Origin of the sequence: Asticcacaulis benevestitus DSM 16100 = ATCC BAA-896, from assembly GCF_000376105.1 — a bacterium.
Classification (GTDB): Bacteria; Pseudomonadota; Alphaproteobacteria; order Caulobacterales; family Caulobacteraceae; genus Asticcacaulis; species Asticcacaulis benevestitus.
On the sequence record NZ_AQWM01000003.1, the window covers coordinates 278963 to 299159 of the forward strand.

The 20197-nt window shown below is 58.7% G+C and carries 21 protein-coding genes; 10 read left to right on the forward strand and 11 right to left on the reverse strand.

Annotated features, from left to right (window positions below):
* The first annotated feature begins 16 nt into the window (after positions 1-16).
* From B060_RS0107015 to B060_RS0107035, 5 genes are all read left to right on the forward strand, one after another.
* Positions 17-1387, forward strand: a complete 1371-nt coding sequence (locus B060_RS0107015; protein WP_155847725.1) for a hypothetical protein — start codon at positions 17-19, stop codon at positions 1385-1387.
* 119 nt (positions 1388-1506) lie between these two features.
* Positions 1507-2076, forward strand: coding sequence for a hypothetical protein (locus B060_RS0107020; RefSeq protein WP_018081062.1), 570 nt, complete (start codon positions 1507-1509; stop codon positions 2074-2076).
* Positions 2077-2250: 174 nt separating this feature from the next.
* Entirely contained in the window at positions 2251-4602 is a 2352-nt protein-coding gene (locus tag B060_RS0107025) for a DUF6311 domain-containing protein (RefSeq protein WP_018081063.1), read from the forward strand.
* Between the two features lie 241 nt (positions 4603-4843).
* On the forward strand, positions 4844-5317 hold the full coding sequence (gene greA / locus B060_RS0107030; RefSeq protein WP_018081064.1) for a transcription elongation factor GreA: 474 nt from the start codon (positions 4844-4846) through the stop codon (positions 5315-5317).
* A gap of 141 nt (positions 5318-5458) precedes the next feature.
* The gene (locus B060_RS0107035) at positions 5459-6469 is read left to right on the forward strand and encodes a mitochondrial fission ELM1 family protein (protein ID WP_018081065.1); all 1011 of its coding nucleotides are present in this window, start codon (positions 5459-5461) and stop codon (positions 6467-6469) included.
* A gap of 63 nt (positions 6470-6532) precedes the next feature.
* Here the strand turns inward: B060_RS0107035 and B060_RS0107040 are convergent, their stop codons facing one another.
* On the reverse strand, positions 6533-6793 hold the full coding sequence (locus tag B060_RS0107040; protein WP_018081066.1) for a GlsB/YeaQ/YmgE family stress response membrane protein: 261 nt from the start codon (positions 6791-6793) through the stop codon (positions 6533-6535).
* 234 nt (positions 6794-7027) lie between these two features.
* Here B060_RS0107040 and trxB point away from each other — a divergent pair, with 234 nt between their 5' ends.
* The 3 genes from trxB (at position 7028) to B060_RS0107055 (ending at position 9712) form a co-directional block, all read left to right on the forward strand.
* Complete coding sequence (gene trxB, locus B060_RS0107045) at positions 7028-8074, forward strand: thioredoxin-disulfide reductase (RefSeq protein WP_018081067.1); 1047 nt, start codon at positions 7028-7030, stop codon at positions 8072-8074.
* A gap of 144 nt (positions 8075-8218) precedes the next feature.
* Entirely contained in the window at positions 8219-8701 is a 483-nt protein-coding gene (locus B060_RS0107050) for an Hsp20 family protein (protein WP_018081068.1), read from the forward strand.
* A gap of 219 nt (positions 8702-8920) precedes the next feature.
* Positions 8921-9712, forward strand: a complete 792-nt coding sequence (locus B060_RS0107055; RefSeq protein ID WP_018081069.1) for a MipA/OmpV family protein — start codon at positions 8921-8923, stop codon at positions 9710-9712.
* Here B060_RS0107055 and B060_RS0107060 read toward each other — a convergent pair.
* Together B060_RS0107060 and B060_RS27960 are read right to left on the reverse strand one after the other, a co-directional pair.
* Complete coding sequence (locus B060_RS0107060) at positions 9702-10055, reverse strand: EVE domain-containing protein (RefSeq protein ID WP_018081070.1); 354 nt, start codon at positions 10053-10055, stop codon at positions 9702-9704. The two genes, B060_RS0107055 and B060_RS0107060, sit on opposite strands and share 11 nt — an antisense overlap.
* Entirely contained in the window at positions 9976-10455 is a 480-nt protein-coding gene (locus tag B060_RS27960; protein ID WP_236621604.1) for a GFA family protein, read from the reverse strand. The genes B060_RS0107060 and B060_RS27960 overlap by 80 nt, the downstream gene beginning before the upstream one ends.
* A gap of 132 nt (positions 10456-10587) precedes the next feature.
* Here B060_RS27960 and B060_RS0107065 point away from each other — a divergent pair, with 132 nt between their 5' ends.
* Positions 10588-11010 carry an NUDIX hydrolase gene (locus B060_RS0107065; protein ID WP_018081071.1) on the forward strand — a complete coding sequence of 141 codons (423 nt, stop codon included), beginning with the start codon at positions 10588-10590 and terminating at the stop codon, positions 11008-11010.
* Here B060_RS0107065 and B060_RS0107070 read toward each other — a convergent pair.
* The 7 genes from B060_RS0107070 to B060_RS0107100 all read right to left on the reverse strand — a co-directional run bounded on the left by B060_RS0107070 (position 11007) and on the right by B060_RS0107100 (position 16472).
* On the reverse strand, positions 11007-12260 hold the full coding sequence (locus B060_RS0107070; RefSeq protein WP_018081072.1) for a pentapeptide repeat-containing protein: 1254 nt from the start codon (positions 12258-12260) through the stop codon (positions 11007-11009). The two genes, B060_RS0107065 and B060_RS0107070, sit on opposite strands and share 4 nt — an antisense overlap.
* A gap of 62 nt (positions 12261-12322) precedes the next feature.
* Entirely contained in the window at positions 12323-12940 is a 618-nt protein-coding gene (locus B060_RS0107075) for a bifunctional diaminohydroxyphosphoribosylaminopyrimidine deaminase/5-amino-6-(5-phosphoribosylamino)uracil reductase RibD (RefSeq protein ID WP_018081073.1), read from the reverse strand.
* A gap of 1 nt (position 12941) precedes the next feature.
* Positions 12942-13655 carry a 2,3-diphosphoglycerate-dependent phosphoglycerate mutase gene (gpmA, locus tag B060_RS0107080; RefSeq protein ID WP_018081074.1) on the reverse strand — a complete coding sequence of 238 codons (714 nt, stop codon included), beginning with the start codon at positions 13653-13655 and terminating at the stop codon, positions 12942-12944.
* A 57-nt stretch (positions 13656-13712) separates the two neighbouring features.
* Positions 13713-14519 (reverse strand): MOSC domain-containing protein, encoded by an 807-nt coding sequence (locus tag B060_RS0107085; RefSeq protein ID WP_018081075.1) that lies wholly within the window; start codon positions 14517-14519, stop codon positions 13713-13715.
* Between the two features lies 1 nt (position 14520).
* Entirely contained in the window at positions 14521-14730 is a 210-nt protein-coding gene (locus B060_RS0107090) for a hypothetical protein (protein ID WP_155847724.1), read from the reverse strand.
* Positions 14727-15800, reverse strand: coding sequence for a peptide chain release factor 1 (prfA, locus tag B060_RS0107095; RefSeq protein ID WP_081606808.1), 1074 nt, complete (start codon positions 15798-15800; stop codon positions 14727-14729). Before prfA ends, B060_RS0107090 begins: the two co-directional genes overlap by 4 nt.
* A gap of 72 nt (positions 15801-15872) precedes the next feature.
* Complete coding sequence (locus tag B060_RS0107100; protein ID WP_026172669.1) at positions 15873-16472, reverse strand: glutathione S-transferase family protein; 600 nt, start codon at positions 16470-16472, stop codon at positions 15873-15875.
* A gap of 207 nt (positions 16473-16679) precedes the next feature.
* On the opposite strand from B060_RS0107100, the gene B060_RS24000 reads away from it, so the two are divergent.
* Positions 16680-18914 carry a putative bifunctional diguanylate cyclase/phosphodiesterase gene (locus B060_RS24000; RefSeq protein ID WP_236621603.1) on the forward strand — a complete coding sequence of 745 codons (2235 nt, stop codon included), beginning with the start codon at positions 16680-16682 and terminating at the stop codon, positions 18912-18914.
* Between the two features lie 107 nt (positions 18915-19021).
* Here the strand turns inward: B060_RS24000 and ispG are convergent, their stop codons facing one another.
* Complete coding sequence (gene ispG / locus B060_RS0107110) at positions 19022-20143, reverse strand: flavodoxin-dependent (E)-4-hydroxy-3-methylbut-2-enyl-diphosphate synthase (protein WP_018081081.1); 1122 nt, start codon at positions 20141-20143, stop codon at positions 19022-19024.
* Positions 20144-20197: the final 54 nt, after the last annotated feature.

Genomic DNA, 20197 nt, shown 5'->3' on the forward strand with positions numbered 1-20197 from the left:
AAATTGGGGGGCAGTTTTGCGTTATTTGGGACTTATCAGTCTGTTATTTTGCTTGGGCGCCGGTCCGGCAGGGGCGCAGGACATTTCAACAATTGCCGACACTACGGCACCATCGCTCGTTAAGAATGACGTACAACCAGCAAAGAATGTTGAGCGGCCAAACGGCGACTTATCATTCGTGCAAATCCAATTGGAAAGCCATGGAAGACGATCGGGAGACGGTCCTTTTACCATGACGATTACGGGCGAGGGGACCGTGATCTATGTTCCGTCACACTTTGACTATGGCTGGATATTAGGACCGCAGACCTATCATATTGCGCCTCAGCAAATCGCTGCCATGCTGGATCTGGCTGAAAAAGCAGACTTCTGGTCCTTGTCTGACGTTTATCGTCCGGCCCCAATGCCAGAGGATGCACGATTTCCGGGGATGGATGAGGCGCTTAACGATGTTTATCGTGACGTTGAAATTAGTACCGAAAATAGAGTTAAGAACCTGCGTATTTACGACTCAGGCAGCCTGAACGGTGTACCGGCTGCGGCTGACGCACTCATCTATAAGCTTGCAGAATTGGCAAGGCGTGATTTGTGGTTAAGCTTCACACGCGAAACGACCGAGCAATTGGTAAAAAATGGCTTCGATTTTCGATCGAAAAGAGGTGGTGAACTGCTGATCCGCATGACTGTGTCATCAACTAATTCGGACGCAGACATCGAAGCTCTGCTCACTTTGGGAGCGCCGGCGGATTATATAGTTACCAACCACTTCCTTATGGACACAGCCCTGCTGGATGCCGCCATAAAAAGCGATCGGACCGTTTTCGTAGACAAACTGATCACGGGTGGCGCACTGCTTACGGACGGCAAAACCGATCCCGTCAAAAGCGCGCGTGCTCTTGCTCATGCCGCCGCCAATATCTCCCCGACTATGGTAGCCAAGCTACTGTCGGATCATCCGCCCCTCGTCTTTAGTTCTAAAAATATGGCTGATGGCCGCTCTAAAACGAACGATATACCAGTCATTACTGTGGTAGGGCAGGAGAGTTCTCTTTCCTTTTGGGATACCGACAGTTCGGCAAATATTGATGATTTGGTCAAGGTAACGGAGCAACTTCTGGACGCGGGCGCTGGGATTAACGACCGCAACAGTGCGGGCTGGAGTCTGCTCGACAATATCGCGCATCAGGGAAATGTCCCTTTTGCCGCCTGGCTGATCGCGCATCATGCCGAGGTTACGGAAACGACATTTACACCGATGTTAAGTGATGAAATGACCGTCATGCTCCTCAACAGCCAGCCGAAACTCGATCAGGCAGACTGGAAACAAATCAAAGCCAATGCTGCACCCAAGACAGAGGCATGGCTGAAAGCGCATGACAAATGGTAAAAGCAATAGGTTCGTGAAGCCTCTTTGAACGTTTCAGGTCTTAACAAGACCTTAAGCGTGATCGCCTAAGCTAAGGGCGCGGAACGAGACCTCCGCGCCCTTTTTCTGTGAGGTCGGCTATGAAGATAACCGCCATCCCGTCCGTCAATGCGTTGCTGCCAGCCCAGCCGATTGAGCCCGTAGCCAATGCCCCTGATAAAATCGTGCCCGAAGCCTGGGAATCGATGCACGCGCGCAACCGCGCCCGCTTTCGCCGCCTGACCAACGTGCTTAGCGACGATCAGGGCACATACACCCTCGAAGAACGTCTGGCCGCCATGCAGGCGCTGAACGGCATGGCGGCCAGTGGCGAGTTGCGCGGCCTGGATGCGCGCAGCGCCCGTCTTCACCGCGAGCTGACCGCCAACAGCGAACTGGCGCAGCGCGAAGCCGCCATTTCAAAGGATGAGGTCAAGGCCGTGGTGCGCGCCATCGAAGACCACAGCTCGCCACACGACGCACAGGCCGCGTTTTTCGACACCCTGTCGGAAGAGGACAAGGCCGTGCATTTCAGCCTCAATGCCAACGCCATCGATCCCCACGGTCATCAGCCCTATGTGACCCTGGAACAGTATCGTCAGAAGCTGAAAACGCCTGACGCGACAGAGGACACTCTGGCGCCGGGCTCGCTGATTTCCTCAACCATTTGAGCGTAACAAAAAGTAACCGGCTCACGTTGTTGTGAACCGCAATCGCTTCAGCTATGATTGCGCTGCAAAAAACTGCCACCTGAAGCCAGTTCCCTGCCGCAAAAAAGTCATGTGGAGGGGGCATTGGGCACGACGATTGCACGCATAAGACCTCCGTATCCGAGTTAAGACACCATGACCCTGCCGAACTGGCTTCGTCCCGGCCAGCTATTTGCGAACCTGAACGCCCGCTTTCATGCCCTGCCGCCCGCCGTCCGCAAAGGACTGGTGACCGGCACGCACTGGGGGCTCTGCATCATCGCGCCGCTGCTGCTGTTCGCCGCCTTCTTCGACATCAATGTGGTAAACCCGACGCGGATCGGCTGGCTTCTGGACGAGGACTGGGGGCAGCACGTCCTCGGCTGGAACGCCTGGCGCCACATGCCGTGGTCGACCTTCAACCACGAAACCCTGCTGGGCGCTCCGGTCGGCAACACCCTGTTCTCGACGGATTCAAACCCGCTGTTCGCCTTCCTGTTCAAGCCGTTCCGCGACTTCCTGCCAGCCAATTTCCAGTATAACGGCCTGTGGTTCCTGTTCTGCGTGGTGATGCATTTCACCTTCGCCTACAAGCTGATCCGCCCGCATGCACCGGGCAAATGGAGCGCCATAGGCGGCGCCATCGCGCTCTCGGCCCTGCCGATGCTCTATTACCGCATGCGTCACGATACCTTAGTGGCGCAATGGCTGATCCTTTGGGGCCTGCACCTCTTTATCAACGTCCGGGACGACACCCTGCCCGAAGGTAGCGGTCTGCGCTTCGTGCTGAGCTGGTTCGGCAATGGCCGGAAGATGCTCGGCTGGTGCGCGCTTTTGTTCGTCACCGGCATGATCCACCCCTATCTGCTGTTCATGATCGCCGCCATCTGGGGCGGTGACTGCATCAAGCGCTTCTTCGGCGCCATGCGTATCGACATGAGTGAACGCCGGCTGGTGGCCGACTGGAAGGTGATGCTCGATGCCGTCATCCGCGCCATGCCGCCACTCGCCCTGGCCATTGTGGCCCTCTATATCGGCGGCAGCTTTACCAAGGGCATGAGCCCCGGCGCCGGCGGTTACGGCTATTATTCCTTCCCGATGGACGGCTGGTTCAATCCGGTCAAGCCGGAATTTTCCGCCATCCTCAAGGCGTGGCCGCTTGATGGCGGGCAGTCCTTCGAGGGCTATCAGTATCTCGGTTTCGGTCTTATCCTGCTGGTGATCGCCGCGGTCGTGCTCTACATCACCACGCCGGAAGCCAAGACCGCCCGCAGCTTCATCGCGCGTCTGCGCCCCCTGGCCATCCCCTTCTTCATCCTGTTCCTGATCGCGGTGTCGAACCACGCCCAGTTCTACGGCTATGATGTGTGGAGGTTCCAGCTTCCGGAATCCCTGCGCCAGTCGGCCGCCGTACTGCGTGCGTCGGGCCGTCTGACTTGGCCGATCACCTATCTTTTGATCGTCACCGCGCTGGTGGTCCTGTTCCGCAGCCGCCCGAAGACGATCGCCGTCCTGCTGCCGCTGGTGCTGGTGGTGCAGGCCTATGACATCGCCGGCCTGTCACGCGCCATGCGCAAGGCCACATCGCTCGCCTCCAGCGACCAGATGTATTACCAGACGCCAAGCCCGGAATGGGACCAGCTCGTCACCCTGTCCAAGGGCGTCGATTTCTACCCGGCCAACGTCCATATGAACGACAAGCTGTTCTATGAGCTGACCTGGCGCGCCACTTCGCAGGCCAAGCCGGTCAACACCATGTACGCGGCGCGCGAAAACCTCATCCAGGTCGCCAATCAGGAAGCCGGCATGGACGCCTTCAAGCGGGGCGAGATCAAGTCGGATCACCTGTTCGTCTTCCTCAAGCAGTGCGATGCGCCGTCCGAGCTATGGCCGCGCCTGCGGATGCTCGATGGCGTCTGGATCATTCCGCCGAAGGGTAGCACGATCGAGCTGCAAAAGCCGGAATGGTCACCGCTGCGCTCCGAAGTGCGCTTCGGCTGGCTCGATCAAGGCACCTGCCTGCTCGATGAAAACTGGTCGCGCCCGGAATATGACGGCGTGTGGAGTGAAGGCCCGAAGGCCGATCTCCGCATCCCGATCCGCCACGTCGAGTTCGAGACGCCAAGCCCGAAGAAGCTGGAAATGACCCTTAAGGCCAAGAGCCGCCAGCCGGTTCTGGTCGTCGTGATGGTCAATGGCGTCAAGGTCGGTGAAATGAACCTGACCCCGCGCGCCACGCTCAACACCCTGCCCCTGCCGGCTTCGGCCCTGCGCGGCGAAACCCTCAAGATCCGCTTCCTGGTCGAGGAACAGATCTATGAGGACGCCGCCGAGATACCTGTCACGCCGGTCACACCCGTCAAGTTCAGTGGCCGTGGCGCGGCGGAGCGTGAAGCCGCAGCAAAGGTGGTTGTGCCGGTCGATGCGCGCGCGCTCGGCATCAAGCTGATCAATATCAAACTGGCGCCGCCCGAAGCGCCGCCTCCGAAAACCGTGCTTAAGGGCTAAAAGGCTTTATTTGCACAGCTTAAATGTAGGGCGTAACGACCTCCGGGCGAGGTTAACTCAAAATCGCTTTTAAAAATCGCGAAATCAAACTATAAGGTCGGTCCGGCTCGTCTTGTGCACTGCACTTTACGCAGGGACCGACAAGTCCATCACCGTCTTTTTTATCCTGACCGGTTGTAGCCCCCCTCAACCGACGTCAGGCTTTTTGTCATTCCTCAGGGTGGAAAGATATCAATCGCACATGGAAAAAGTGCCGATGACCGCCGCGGGCTACCAAGTCCTCGACGATGAACTCAAGCGTTTGAAGTCGATCGAGCGTCCCAGCGTAATCGCCGCCATCAGTGAGGCGCGCGAACACGGAGACCTGTCTGAAAACGCAGAATATCACGCCGCCAAGGAGCGTCAGGGCTGGGTCGAGGGGCAGATTGCCGACATCGAGGACAAGATCAGCCGCGCCCAGGTGATCGACGTCTCCAAGCTCTCAGGCCAGCAGGTCAAGTTTGGCGCCACCGTCACCGTGGTCGATGAAGATACAGAAGAGGAAGGCCGCTACCAGGTTGTGGGCGACCATGAGGCCGACGTGAAATCGGGCAAGATTTCGCTGTCTTCGCCGCTGTCGCGCGCCATGATCGGCAAGGAAGTCGGCGATGTCGTCGAAGTGCCGACACCCGGTGGCGTCAAGGCGTACGAAATCCTCAAGGTCGAGTGGATCTGATACGCGTAACTGGCATTGCTGCTACGCAGCATAGCTTTTCCGTGCTTCGATGACATACGGAGACTCGTCCGGCGCGGGCCGCGGCGTGTCTCCCCTTGTTATCTATGCCTTTGGCTTAGCTCTGGATCTTGGGAGTAGTCGATGCCTCAACCTCTTACCATCTGGGCCGTTTCAGACGGACGTGTTGGTATTGAGAATCAGGCTCTCGGGCTGGCCGAAGCCGTACAGGAACTGACGGCTTCGACCATTGTCGTCAAACGCATCCGCTATTCCAGCCTTTATGATCGCTTGCCGACGGCGCTGAAGCTGTGGCCTGACGCCATGCTCAGCGAAAGAAGCGACTCGCTCGATGCGCCCTACCCGGATATCTGGATCGCCGCTGGCCGTGCCACGGTTCCTTTCAGCAGCCGGATGCGCAAACGCTCCGGCCAGCGTACCATGGTGGTTCAGCTCCAGAACCCGCGCCACAATCTCAAGGCCTTCGATCTGGTGATTGCGCCGGAGCACGACCATGTGCGCGGCAAGAACGTCCTGTCGCTGATCGGCTCGACCAACCGTGTTGCCCCTCACCGCCTTGAAATCGCCTATGAAAATTGGCGAGACCACATCGACAACCTGCCGCATCCGCGCGTCTGTGTCATGGTCGGCGGCCGCTCCAAGGCCTACGATATCGATGAAAAGCGCGCCCATGCCCTGGCGATCGAAATTCGCAGCGCCATCCAGCAAAGCGGCGGTTCGCTGCTGCTGACCGTTTCACGCCGCACGCCGGATAATGCTCGCCGCGTTTTCGAAGATGTGCTGCACGATCTGCCGGGCATCATCTATGACGGCAAGGGCGAGAACCCTTATTTCGCCTTCCTCTATGCCGCCGATCATTTCCTGGTGACCGAGGATTCGGTCAATATGGCCACCGAAGTGGCCGGCACCGGCAAGCCGCTGCAAATCCTGCCGCTGGAGCGCCGCACGCTCGGTTCGGGTGAGAAATTCGAGGATTTCCACGAAACCCTGCGCGCCAAGGGCATAGCCCACCCCTTCAATGGCATCTTGGCCGACGGGCACTACAACAGCGCTCATACGGCCTATCCGCCGCTCAACGAAACCAAACGCGCCGCTGAGCATCTCTTGACGATGTATCTCGCCAGACGGCCTTAACACATAAAAAAAAGCGGCGAAGACAGGTGCCTTCGCCGCTTTGTGCTATTTAAGCGTTGAGCCTTAAACGCGACGGCCCTTGATCATACGACCGAGCGCGATCAGGATACAGGCGCCGACGATACCGGCGATCAGATAACCGATCACACCACCGAAACCGATACCGATGATCGAGAACAGGGCATTGGCGATGATCGAGCCAACGATACCCAGAATAATGTTCATCAGAAGGCCCTGATTGGACTTCATGATTTGCTCGGCAGCCCAACCGGCCACGGCACCGACGATGATAGCGAGCAGCCAACCGACTTGTTGTTCTGGCATGATATTCTCCTGAAATGTACAGCCCGCCCGATGCGGATCGAGGTTCAGACTAATGCGCGCCGAAAATTTTGGAGATGTGGTTCGCAAGGAGAGGAAATAAGATTTCAGAAAAGGCAGCTTTGCGCAAAAACCCTGGGAAAACCGCCCACACCCCGCAATTCCTGATGACAATTGCGGCGCCGATACCTATCTAAGGACCGTTAACTTTTCCGATTCCAGATAGATTGTCACGCCATGCCCGAATCCACACCGCGTCCTCTTCGCTGCGCCATTATCGGCACCGGTCCGGCCGGCTGGACCGCCGCCATCTATGCGGCGCGCGGCCTGCTGTCACCTGTGATCTTCACCGGCCCACAGGATGGCGGACAACTGACCATCACCACCGACGTCGAGAACTATCCCGGCTTCGCCGAGGTGGTGCAGGGCCCGTGGCTGATGGACCAGATGCGCGATCAGGCCGTCCATATGGGCACCGAGATCATCGGTGAAATCGTGACGAAGGCCGATCTGTCCAGCCGTCCGTTCCTGCTGGAAACCGAATCCGGTGCGCAGTTCCTGGCCGAAACCGTCATTATCGCCACCGGTGCACAGGCCAAGTGGCTGGGCATCGAGTCCGAGAAAACCTATCAAGGCTTCGGCGTTTCGGCCTGCGCCACCTGTGATGGCTTCTTCTATCGCAACAAGGAAGTGGCTGTGGTTGGCGGCGGCAATACGGCGGTCGAGGAAGCGCTGTTCCTGACCAAGTTCGCCTCCAGGGTTTACCTGATCCACCGCCGCGAAAACCTGCGCGCCGAGAAGATCCTCGTCGAGCGCCTGCTCAACGATCCCAAGATCGAACCTATCTGGAACGTCGCCATCGATGAAATCCTGGGGGAGACCAATGAATTCGGCGGCATGGGCGTCACCGGCGTACGCCTCAAACACGTCGACACCGGCAATATGCGCGTGGTCGATCTCGATGGCGTGTTCATCGCCATCGGCCATGCCCCGGCCTCGCAGCTCTTTGAAGGCCAGTTGGAAACCAAGCAGGGCGGCTATCTCGTGGTCGAACCCGGCACGCCCAAGACCTCGATCAAGGGCGTTTTCGCTGCCGGCGATGTGACCGACGACGTCTACCGTCAGGCCGTAACCGCCGCCGGCATGGGCTGCCAGGCAGCGCTCGAAGCCATTCGCCTGCTGGCGGAAGAGGACCATCACCATAGCCTGCTGACGGCGAAAGACATCGAGGAAGATTTTTCGCATCTGACCCTTGAACAGAAAAAAGTCGCTACCAAATCATAAAGCGAAGGCGCCAACACCTGGGCCTTCTTGAATGACACATCGCCCATAAGGGGATGCAGATGTCGTTCAATATCAAACCTTTACGGGTTAGGCTCCACTGTGTCTGGACACCCCGTAAGGTCTCGCTTTTTGAAGGAGATCCCTATGCGTACTGCCATCGATTTTTCCCCCCTGTACCGTTCCGCCGTGGGTTTTGACCGTCTGGTCAACCTGCTCGACAGCGCAGCCCGCACCGAGACCGCACCGGGCTGGCCGCCTTACAACATCGAGCGTATCGCCGCCGGCGAAGGCGAAGATCAGGGCGATTCCTACCGCATCGAAGTGGCGGTTGCCGGCTTCAAGCCAGAGCAACTCAACATCGAAGTGAAGGAAAACGTCCTGACCGTCACCGGTAAGAAGGATGACGACGCCGCCACCCGCACCTTCCTGCATCGCGGTCTGGCCGAACGCTCGTTCGAGCGCCGCTTCCAGCTCGCCGATCACGTCAAGGTGACCGAGGCCGACCTCGCCAATGGCCTGCTTTCGATTACCCTCCAGCTTGAAGTGCCCGAAGCCAAGAAGGCGAAGACCATCGCCATCAAGACGGCTTCCAATGACTCGGCCGCTGTCCTTACGGCCGCTGAGTAACCTCTAAGCTCCGCCGGCCTGAACCTGCCGGTATGGCATCCGGCGGAGCCCCTGCTTCCTGTTTCTCCCATTCCCCTGGACTCCCGGCCCCTCTGATCCCACCCTGTGTCCCCTTCGGGTGTGGTTGATCAGACGACAAGCCGGGAGTCTTTCTTTATTTGACCTGTACAGTACGGTACAGGTCTTGTATGTGTAGCCCTGCTATCAAAGGACCTACCCATGCGTAAACTCTGCCTCACCCTCGCCGTTCTTCTGCCGCTTATAGCTGGCGCGGCTCATGCTCAGACCCAGCCTTTCAAGGCGGTGGGTGAGCAGAACGACTGGACTATCGATATCGGCGGCGGCGCGGTCTATGGCTTCAGCGCCAATGGCGGCGATCCGGACAAGGTCAACGCCATTCCCTGGGTCGGTTTCAACTACAAGAACCGCTTCTACGGTGATGCTCTGAATGGTGTGGGCTACAATGCCATCGTACACGATCGCCTGCGCGCCGGCGTTCAGGCGCGTCCGCATTTCGGCGGCAATGCTGATGGTGAGGAAGGTCTTAAGGTGCCAGGCCTCGGTGCCGATCTGGGGGCTTATGCCTTCTATCGCGTCGGTGACAATTTCAGCCTTGGCGGCCGCGTCATGCACGATATCAGCCATGTATCGGGCGGCTCATCCCTGTTCCTCTCGGCTGCCCATCAGGACATAACCAAGGTAGGCCTGCTGCAAACCATGGTCTACACGCGCTTCGGCGACCGCAAGACCAACCAGGCCTATTTTGGAGTCAAAGCCGATGAAGCGACCGCCACCGGGCTTGATGCCTATTCCGTCGGCGCTGGCGTACAAAATGTCGGCCTGGCCTTCCTTATGATGACACCGATCAAAAAACACTACGCCATCGCCACCTTCCTCAACGCCGAACGCGCGCTTGGCGATGTGGCCGACAGTCCTCTGATCCAGCTCAAGAAAAATCAGGAGATGAGCTACCGCTTCGGTCTTCTGGTGGTGCGACGCTTTAGCCGCTGACCGTCATCGCTTCGCCGATCGTGGCGAAATCGCCAGCGCTCAGTTCGAGCACGCCAAAGCGCAGACTATAGCCCCAGTTTTTGTCGGTAGTCAGGTCGAGCTGCGTCAGCAAGGGGCGGATGGACCGCTCATGCGCCGGCACCCATTCGACATCACGCCGGAAAGGCTGAAACCCTTCGGACATGAAGCCCTGATAGGGTTCACCTTCCCTGATCCTGCCGATCGCTGTGAAACTCTGAAAACCGTCTTTCGCGCCCATCTTTTCAGAAGGCGAATAATAGACGATGCCATCGCCCGGCTTCATACGCTTGAGGGGGCCGAGCTTGCCGTGATTGACCTGCATGAAGCCCTCGCTCCGTCCGCGTCGCACATGCTCGGCACAGGTTCTTGCCGTCGAGCACCTGCACAGGCAATCCGGAGATATCATAGTCATCAAACAGACGCGCATTGACTGACAGTTGCGGATTGGCCAAATCCGGTTTCATGTCCACCCACGATGGCGAACGGTTATAGGTGATACAGCCGCAGGTCGGGCAGAAGTTATGCTCCACCATCATGCTTTGCCAACGATAGGTGGCATTGGATGTTTGCGGTTCAATACGAACATCCTCGGGCTTGTAATAGGCCCATAATGCGCCGCCCTTTGAACAGATTGAACAGGTGCATTGCGTCAGGCTTGCCGGTTCGACGTCGATCGAAAACCGGGTGGCGCCGCAGTGGCAGCTTCCCTTGATGGTCATCATGTTTCTCCCTTGGACAGGGAAAGACTAATACTGCCTGCTGCCAGATTTCGTCAGCATATTGTGAAGTTGCTCGAAGTGACAATACAGTTCAGTTTAACAGACTGCACGCTCGGGAGACATGGGGATTGTGTGATGTGGAATGAAGTGGGATTCAGCGGAACCAAAATCGCTTTGATGTGTGAGACCGCCCTCGTTGCTTATCTGCGCGATGAAAAGGAAGGCATCCCCTTTCCCGGTCTTTGGGATCTGCCGGGCGGCGGACGCGAGGCAGATGAAAATCCGGTAGACTGTGTCATACGCGAGGTCGAAGAGGAATTTGGTCTGCGACTATCCGCAGAAAGAATAAGTGGCCTGACACGATACGTCAGCCAGACACCGGGCGGATTGGACACCTACTTTTGCCGTGCCGATGTGAGTGCTGAGGAGATTCAACAGATTCGCTTCGGTAGTGAAGGACAGCGCTGGTCGCTTATGCCCATCGAGATGTTTATTTCGCACAAACGCGCTATTCCACATCTCCAACATCGTCTCAAAGCGTTATTGGCAGTATCCTAGCTGGCTATCCGACCGCGCAGGGCCACGCAGGTGACGTTCTCCAGCGCTTCGAGATTGAGCGCCGCGCCTTCCATGTTGGAACGCGAGATATCGGCGCCATCGAGACGCACCAGGTTCATGTCGGCAGCGCTGAAATTGACATTGCGCATACGGGTTTCGCGCAGATCGGCCGGCAGGAAACGCGTGGCGTCGATCTTGAGCGCACCGAGATTGGCGCCTTCCAGATTGGCGCCGTCGAGCTTCGCCTTGAGCATACGCACGCCGCGCAGGTCGGCACCTTGAAGATTACAATTACGCAGATCGGCGTCTTCGAGATGCGCGCCCTGAAGCTGAACGCCGCGCATATCGAGGCCATAAAACACCGCGCCCTTGGCGGAAAGTGCGGCCAGATTAAGCCCCCTGATCGAGCCCATGCCGCGCAGATCCGCATGATCGAATTTCGATGGAGAACCTTCCTTGCCGAGGGTATCGACCCACAAGGCATGATCCTTGAGCATCTGGCCATAAGGCAGCGCCTTGATATCGGTACCCATGGCCTTATCAGTCAGGACGCCGGTCATATCGGTCTGCGAGGTACGCCACATGTCGGTCTTGGCGCCAATCAGCACGGCATCGCGCAAGGACGCACCGGAGAGGTCAGCGCCCGATAGATCCGCACCGGCGAGGTCGACATTGTCCATGATGCACTGTTTGAGATTGGCGCGGATCAGCTTGCACGACTTCATGGTGGCGTCAGTGAAATCTGCCTTCATGGCCTGGATGCCGGAGAGCTTGGAACGCTCCAGATTGGCCCCGCGCAGATTGGCGTAGGCGGCTTCCGATGACCGCATCGAGATTTCGACATAGGACAGGCCCGCCTGTTTGTCAGGCAGGGCCAGCGCGCCTTCGCGCAAATCGGCTTCGTAAAGATCGCTATCAGACAGGTTGGCGCCACGTAAGGATGCCCCGCGCAGATCGGCGCGACGCATCGAAGCCCCTTGCAGATTGGCCAGTTGCAGATCGGCGCAATAAAGATTGCAGGTATCGAGCACGGCGCCGCTCAGATCGCAGTCCATCAGGATGGCGGCAGTGAAATCGGCATCATTGAGCACACGGCCCTTGAAGCTCAGTCCCGACACATCGCACCAGGCAAACATCGCCCGCGCGCCGCCCGGCTTCATGGCGCGCAGACGTTCGTGCTTGACGCAGATGGCGTCGACCTGGGCCTGCGTCATCTTGGTGTAGCGTGTGTCGCCGGCAGTGGCGGTCATCGGGGCAGACTTTCAGTCAAAAGCATTGACAAAAGTCTGTCATAAAAACCTTAAAAATTAGGTTACCCGGCCATTAACCCCAATGCACGCAAGGCGTGCGCCAACTCGCTTTTTTCGGGAACGGACAGATGACGATAGCCACGTAACGCCCATGCCTTGAGTTCGGCGATAAGGTCGTCGCTTTCGGACATGAAGGCGGCGTCAAAGCCTTGACCGTCGCCGTCCGTTTCGACGAGCGGCAGCCCCGTCTGATGATAATGGGCGGTAGGGGCGATAAGCCTGGCAGCCTCTTGCGCCATCAGGCCTTTTTCGACCTTAAGGCCCGCTGCGGTCATGCGCTCGACGCCGATATGCGAGGCATAGGGCGACGGGTCATCGCAGGCATAGACCACGCGCGCCACACCGGCCTCAACGAGCCTCTGCGAGCATGAACAACCGCCATTGGACCGCTGCCCGCAGGGTTCCAGCGTGACATAGGCGGTGGCGCCCCTGGCCGCCTCGCCGGCGATATCGAGCGCGACCTCCTCGGCATGAGGACGCCCGCCGTCGCCGGTGGCGCCCTCGGCAATGACCACGCCGTCCTTGACGATGACGCAACCCACCGCCGGATTGGGCCAGGTCCGTCCCATCTGGGAGAGACCCAGCCTCAAGGCGTGCTGCATGAAGGCGGCGTCGGCCATCCTAGCCGATCGTCGGCAGCGGGTTGGCGCGGGCCGTATCGAGATACTTGGCCGAGACCGGCTTCAGGTTGTCATCCAGCTTAACCACCAGCGGATTGCCGGTCGGCACCTCGACCTCAAGGATGGCTTCTTCCGACAGATCGAACAGCGATTTCAGGACGGCGCGGATCGAATTACCGTGCGCTGCCACCAGAACCGTATCGCCCGCCTTGAGTGCCGGCACGATGTCTCCGGTCCAGAACGGCATAACGCGATCGAGCGTCGTCTTCAGGCTTTCGGTGTCGGGCAGGTCGGCGCCGGCATAGCGACGGTCGCCCTTGAAATCGTAGGCGCTGCCGGATTCCAGCGGCGGCGGCGGCACGTCATACGAACGGCGCCAGATCTTGACCTGATCCTCGCCGTGCTTGGCGGCGGTTTCGGCCTTGTCGAGGCCCGTCAGACCGCCGTAGTGACGCTCATTGAGGCGCCAGTCCTTGACCACCGGCACAAAGCTCTGCCCTGCGGCTTCAAGCGCCAGATTACAGGTGCGGATGGCGCGGGTGAGCACCGAGGTAAAGGCCTTGTCGATCTCGATGCCTTCGGCCTTGATCAACTCGCCGCCGCGCGTCGCCTGGGCTTCACCTTCGCTGGTCAGGTTGACATCAACCCAACCGGTGAAGCGGTTTTCCAGGTTCCACTGGCTTTGGCCATGGCGCAGAAGGACGAGTGTAGGCATGAAGGCATCTCCGGACTGTGAAATATGCGATGGCTATAAGTGGCTTAGGATCAGATATCAATACACATGCAGCGTGTCGCCGGGACGGAGCGTGCCCCCCTTAAGGATGCGCGCGTAGATACCGCAATCGCGGTGACCATAATGCTCCCACAGCGCGGTGCAGAGATCGACATCGCGTTCGGCCGTGTCGGGGTTCATATGGGTGGCAACGCAGCGCACGATCGGCTTGAGCACCTCGAAGTGCGGCCCCTCCTCGCCAATGCGGATATGCCGGCCCACCCAATCATGATCCTCGAAGGCGACCAGATCCTCGACCCATATATTGGCGCGCAGACGCAAAGGGTCGAGTTCGCGGCCGATACGTTGACCGAGATCACGCAAGGAGTTGAGGTTGAGAAACGACACGAAGCCCTTGCCGGAATCGGTAAAGCGGAAATGACTATGCACCTCATCCCAATTCGGTGCGCGTAAGAGGTTTAAGGGAAAGGCGACCGGATCATAGTCTTCGTGACGCGCCAGGATCGTCTCGACATGGCGCGCCAGCGCATGACAGCCAGCCTCCGACGCCATATCGAAGCGCCACGACTTGCCATCCTCGTCGGTGACCTCGAAGACATCTTCGATCTCATCATAACGGGTGCGCAGTCGCGCCACGGCGGGAAAACGCGCCAGCACAGCGAACTTCATCTTGGAAATGGTTTTGGGCGCCAGAGCGTCAAAGCCGGAATGGCCGACTTCCAGCGCATAGAGCCGGTCGAACGGAAAGAAAGCGTCCGGGCACAGCAGGGCTTCGCTCACAGGTTCCGGCGTAAAGCCCTTGATCGGGTGCCGCCAGAGTTGGGTGATCGCGCCCGTCGTCGACATGTCAGCGTTTGCTCCGGTATTGCAGCCAGCTCACCACAAATAGAACGAGACTGAACGCGAACAGCAGGGGCGGCATCGTCAGGGCAGTTTCGACAAAGCCGAAACCGGCCTTCATATTCTGATACATGACCGCCGCCGCCAGCAGAAACTGACCGATCAGTAACATGCCCCACAGTATAAGGACCTTGCCCATAAGAGGTTTTGGTATCATCCCAGTTCCTCGGCAAGCATGGCCAGACGTTCGGCCTGGTCCTCGTTGATCAGGGCATTGATCATCTGGTCCATATCACCTTCCATGAATTGCGGCAGGTTATAGAGGGTCAGGTTGATGCGGTGATCGGAAACGCGCCCCTGCGGGTAGTTGTAGGTACGGATGCGCTCGGAGCGATCACCCGAGCCAACCTGGCTCTTACGGGCATCAGAGCGCGCCGTATCGAGCGCCGTGCGCTGCTGATCATACAGACGTGCTTTAAGGTTGCGCATGGCGATAGCACGGTTCATATGCTGCGATTTTTCCGAACTGGTCACCACGATGCCCGATGGCATGTGCGTAATGCGCACGGCGGAATCGGTCTTGTTGACGTGCTGGCCGCCCGAACCCGAAGCGCGATAGGTATCGATACGGATATCCTTGTCGAGAATCTCGATCTCGACGTCCTCGGCTTCCGGCAGCACCGCCACGGTGGCCGCCGAGGTATGGATACGACCGCCGGCTTCGGTGGCGGGAACGCGCTGCACGCGGTGAACGCCCGATTCAAACTTGAGCTTGCCGAAAACGCCATCGCCGGTCACCGAGGCGATGATTTCCTTGTAGCCGCCCATTTCGCCTTCGCTGACCGAGTCGATCTCGACCTTCCAGCCCTGCGATGACGCGAAGCGCGAATACATACGGAACAGATCGCCGGCGAAGATGGCGGCTTCGTCACCGCCTGTGCCGGCGCGCACTTCCAGAATGGCCGAGGCGTTGACGTCCTTGTCCTGCGGTGCCAGCAACAGCGCCACGCCGTGCTCAAGTTCCGGCAGGGTGGTTTTCAGCGCGTCCAGTTCTTCGGTCGCCAGCGGCGACAGATCCGGATCATTGAGCGCCGCCATCTCTTCCAGTTCGGGCACCGACTGGCGCGCCTTCTGCAGACGGCTGACCGCGTCGAAAACCGGCTTCAGTTCCGAGTGCTCCTTGGACAGCTTGACGATCTCGGCGCCATCGGTCACCGACTCCATGCGCGCTTCGATCATATGGAAGCGGTCCATAACTTGGGCAAGCTTGGCATCGGGAAGGTGTATCAAGGCGTTATACTCATGAAAGGCCAGATGATGGCGGCCAGAAAGGTGACAGAATGTGCGGCCTGACTAGACCTATTTAGGGAAGGTTTCAATAAAGCTCTGCCTGCGCTCCAAAACTTCCTGCAAGGCGGCGATGCGCGGTGCAAGCGACCGCCAGTCGAGAAGACCGAGGCGGAAGTCACAGAAGGTGGCGGCAACGCCGAGACTCAAACTGCCCATATCGAAAACATCCGTCTGCGGACATAGCGCATCGGCCACCCCAAAGGCGCGCCTGAGATTGTCTTGCCAGCGTTCCAGCCAATAGGGCGAGCGCTCGTTTTCCGGGCGACGGTTTTCGTAGACGATCTTCGCCATCATTTCGTTCAGGGCCGAGGCGGCCGTTTCCGCTCGCCGCACCTGCCAGTAGGCGTCACTCCCCGCCCCCGGCAACAGGCAAGGACCGCTGCCTTGCGTATCCAGCCAGGCGCTGATCAGACCGCTGTCGGTCCAGGCCACACCGCTGTCATCGATCAGGGCCGGTATCTGCGACAGCGGGTTGGCCGCGACCAGATCAGGCGCTGCCTCGACCGGAATGCGCGTGATTTCCTCGACACGATCCGCCAATCCCTTTTCGCGCACCACAATGCGCACCTTGCGGGCAAAGACAGAGGTCGGACTTATAAACAGTTTCATCTGAGCCATGTCCGTTAAGATTCACCTTTGTTTTACCTGACGCGCAAAACCTTGTGCGTCAAGGACAAAGCACCATCGCTATCCACAATGCGCGACACAGAAGTCTTAACAATCTTTTAAATAAAAAAGGCATTTGTTTGCCTTAATTTAAGATGTTCCCGGTATCATACGAAACATAAAGTAACTTTATCTCAGAACGAGAACCTGGTGAAACGTACTTCGAGTGAACTAAAACTGCTCGCGCCCATGGCCTTGATTGTCGTGGTGGCCGTCTGTGCTTTGGTGGGCAGTTTGTGGGTCTGGGCCGAACAGGCCGACAAGATGTCGCGGATTCGCGAAGAGAAACTCGTCATGCTGGGGCTTGACCAGATGGCGGATGATCATGCCCAGCTCATGACACCGATCACCATCTGGGGCGATGCTGTCAAAAAAACATCTGTCAAATACGATGAAGAATGGGTCTTCAACAATATCGGCAAGTATTTTGAGAATTTCCTCAATTTCGAATCCAATCTTTTGCTGAACAGCAATGATGAGCCCGTCTTTGCTTACCGGAAAGGCCACAAGGCCGATCCGGCCGAATTCGCGGATATGGCCGCTCAAACAAGCAGCCTGGTCAAGACCCTGCGCGCCGATTTCAATGAGCGCCGCCTGCATAACACGCCTTACAACACCGACAGCAATCACCTCGGCAAGCTGATGGCGATCAATGGTCGTATCTATATTGTCGGCGCCAGCCTGCTGCTGCCCGACGACCAGACCTCGCCTCTGTTGAAATATACCCCCTTCGCCGCCGTCGGCACGCATGAGCTTTCCAGTGAAGAACTGATCGTTCTCTCGCAACGCTACATGGTGTCAAACATCACCTTGCTGCGCCCCGGCCAGATCAAGGCGCCCGGTTCGGCGGCGGTCGCATTCCGTGATGACAACGGCAAGGTGCTGGCCGAACTGACCTGGATGCCGGACACGCCCGGCCGCACCCTGTTTATCCGTACCCTCGGCCCCGTGCTGATGATTTCGCTTGGCCTCGGCCTCATCGCCATTGTGCTGCTGCACCAGAGCCAGCGCGCCGCGCAAGGCCTGATCGCTTCGGAAGCCAAGGCCAAACACATGGCCCTGCACGATAGTCTGACGGGTTTGCCTAACCGCACCCTGTTCGCTGACCGCCTCAAACAGGCCAATGAACGCCTCAAACGACAGGGCGGCAATGTCGCCGTGATGTGCATCGGGCTGGATCGCTTCAAGGACGTCAACGATACGCTCGGTCATCTGGCCGGCGACGAACTGATCCGCAAAAACGCGCAAAAGATCAGCGGCATGATCCGTTCCGGCGACACCCTGGCGCGTCTCGGCGGCGATGAGTTCGTCATCATCCAGACCGATACCGATGGCAGCAGCGCGGCGTCGCTGGCCAAGCGCGTGCTCGAAGGCCTCACCGGCACGGTCAGCCTCGAATCCGGCCAGGTGTTCTCATCCTGCTCGATCGGCGTCACCCTGTTGCACGACGGTGACATCGAACCCGCCGAAGCCCTGCGTCAGGCCGATCTCGCTCTTTATCGCGCCAAGGATTCCGGCCGCGGCCAGTATGCCTTCTTTGAAATCGAGATGGACGCCACCATCAAGCTGCGCAAAACACTGGAAACCGGTCTGCGCGAAGCCGTGCACGTCGAAGACATCGAGGTCGTCTACCAGCCGCAGGTCGATCACTTCGGCCATATCGTCGGCGTCGAGGCCCTGTGCCGCTGGACGCACCCGACACGTGGCCCCGTCTCGCCGGCCTATTTCATTCCTCTGGCCGAAGAGTGCGGTCTGATGAACGAACTGGGCACCCTGGTAATGCGCCGCGCCATGCAGGACAGCCATCGCTGGCCGGGCCTTAAAGTGGCGGTCAATGTGTCAGCCACGCAGATGCGCTGCAACACCTTCGTCAGTCATATCAAAGACTTGCTGCAGGAAACCGGCACCTCGGCGCAGCAGATCGAGATCGAGATCACCGAAGGCGTGCTGCTTAACGATGACAACTCGACCCAGATGATCCTGCGCGACCTGCGCCATATGGGCTTCACCATCGCGCTCGACGATTTCGGCACCGGCTATTCGTCGCTTGGTTACCTGAGCCGTTACCCGGTCGACAAGATCAAGATCGACCGTTCTTTCGTGTCGAATCTGGGCGTCGACCCGGAAGCCGAGGCGGTTATCCGCGCCATCGTCAAGCTGTCGAAGGCGCTGAACCTGAACATCATCGCCGAAGGCGTTGAAACCCGCGCTCAAAAGAACATTCTGCGCCAGACGGGCTGCAACATCATCCAGGGCTATCTGTTCTCGAAGCCGGTCGCCCCGGCCGCCATCGACGAGATGATGAAAAAAGAGCGCAAGCTGGTTATGGATGACGAAGCGGTCTACGTGGCTCCGAAAATCGTCAAGATGACGCCGAGAATGTGATCTTTTAAGCTCAAACGCGGCATGGCCGCCTCGCATTGGCTCGGGCGCCCGGTCGGACCTGCCAAATCTCACGAAGAGATTTGGAGATAATATTCAGTGTATGTTGCTTACAGCGTATCGGCGTGGGCCTCAACCAGCCCCACAATATGCTCGATCATGTCGGCATTGCTCAGCTTGTGATCCGGCTTGCCGCCAACATAGACCATGCCGGCCCCTGCCCCACCGCCGGTAAAGCCGACATCGGTATAGAGCGCCTCGCCCGGACCATTGACGACGCAGCCGATGATCGACAGCGACATTGGCTTGGCGATATGGGCCAGCCGCTCTTCCAGCTTGGCTACCGTCTCGATGACGTTAAAACCCTGACGCGCGCAGGATGGACAGGCGATGATATTGACGCCGCGATGGCGCAGACCGAGCGATTTCAGCAGATCGAACCCGACCTTGATTTCCTCGACCGGATCGGCGGCCAGCGACACCCGCAGCGTATCGCCAATACCGGCCCAAAGCAGGTTACCCAGGCCAATGGCCGAACGGATCGTACCGCTGCGCAAAGGCCCCGCCTCGGTGACGCCGATGTGCAGCGGGCAATCGATAGCGTCGGCAAGCTGGTTATAGGCCGCCACGGTCAGGAAAACGTCTGATGCCTTGACCGAAATCTTGAATTCATGGAAATCGTGGTCGCGCAGGATATTGGCGTGGTATAGCGCGCTCTCGACCATGGCTTCGGGGCACGGCTCGCCGTACTTTTCCATCAGGTCCTTTTCCAGCGAGCCGGCATTGACACCGATCCGCATCGAGCAGCCGTAATCCTTGGCGGCCTGGATGACCTCCTTCACGCGATCGGCCGAACCGATATTGCCCGGATTGATGCGCAGGCAGGCGGCGCCGGCCTTGGCGGCCTCGATGGCGCGCTTGTAGTGGAAGTGGATATCCGCCACGATCGGCACATTGGCGTTCTCGACGATCGTCTTGAGCGCATGGGTCGAATCGACGTCCGGGCACGACACGCGCACGATATCGGCGCCAGCCTCTTCCATGGCCGCGATCTGGCGCAGGGTAGCCTGCGGATCGGAGGTCAGGGTGTTGGTCATGGATTGCACCGTGATCGGCGCATTACCGCCGACGGCCACCTTGCCCACCATGATCTGACGGCTTTTGCGGCGCTCAATCGCGCGCCATGGCCTCACATGGGTATGGTTACGGTCGTCAGGATGATGGGAATCCATAGGTAAACTCTTTGATCTCGCGATGTTCATCGCGCGCTCTAGCGCCGCGAGGCT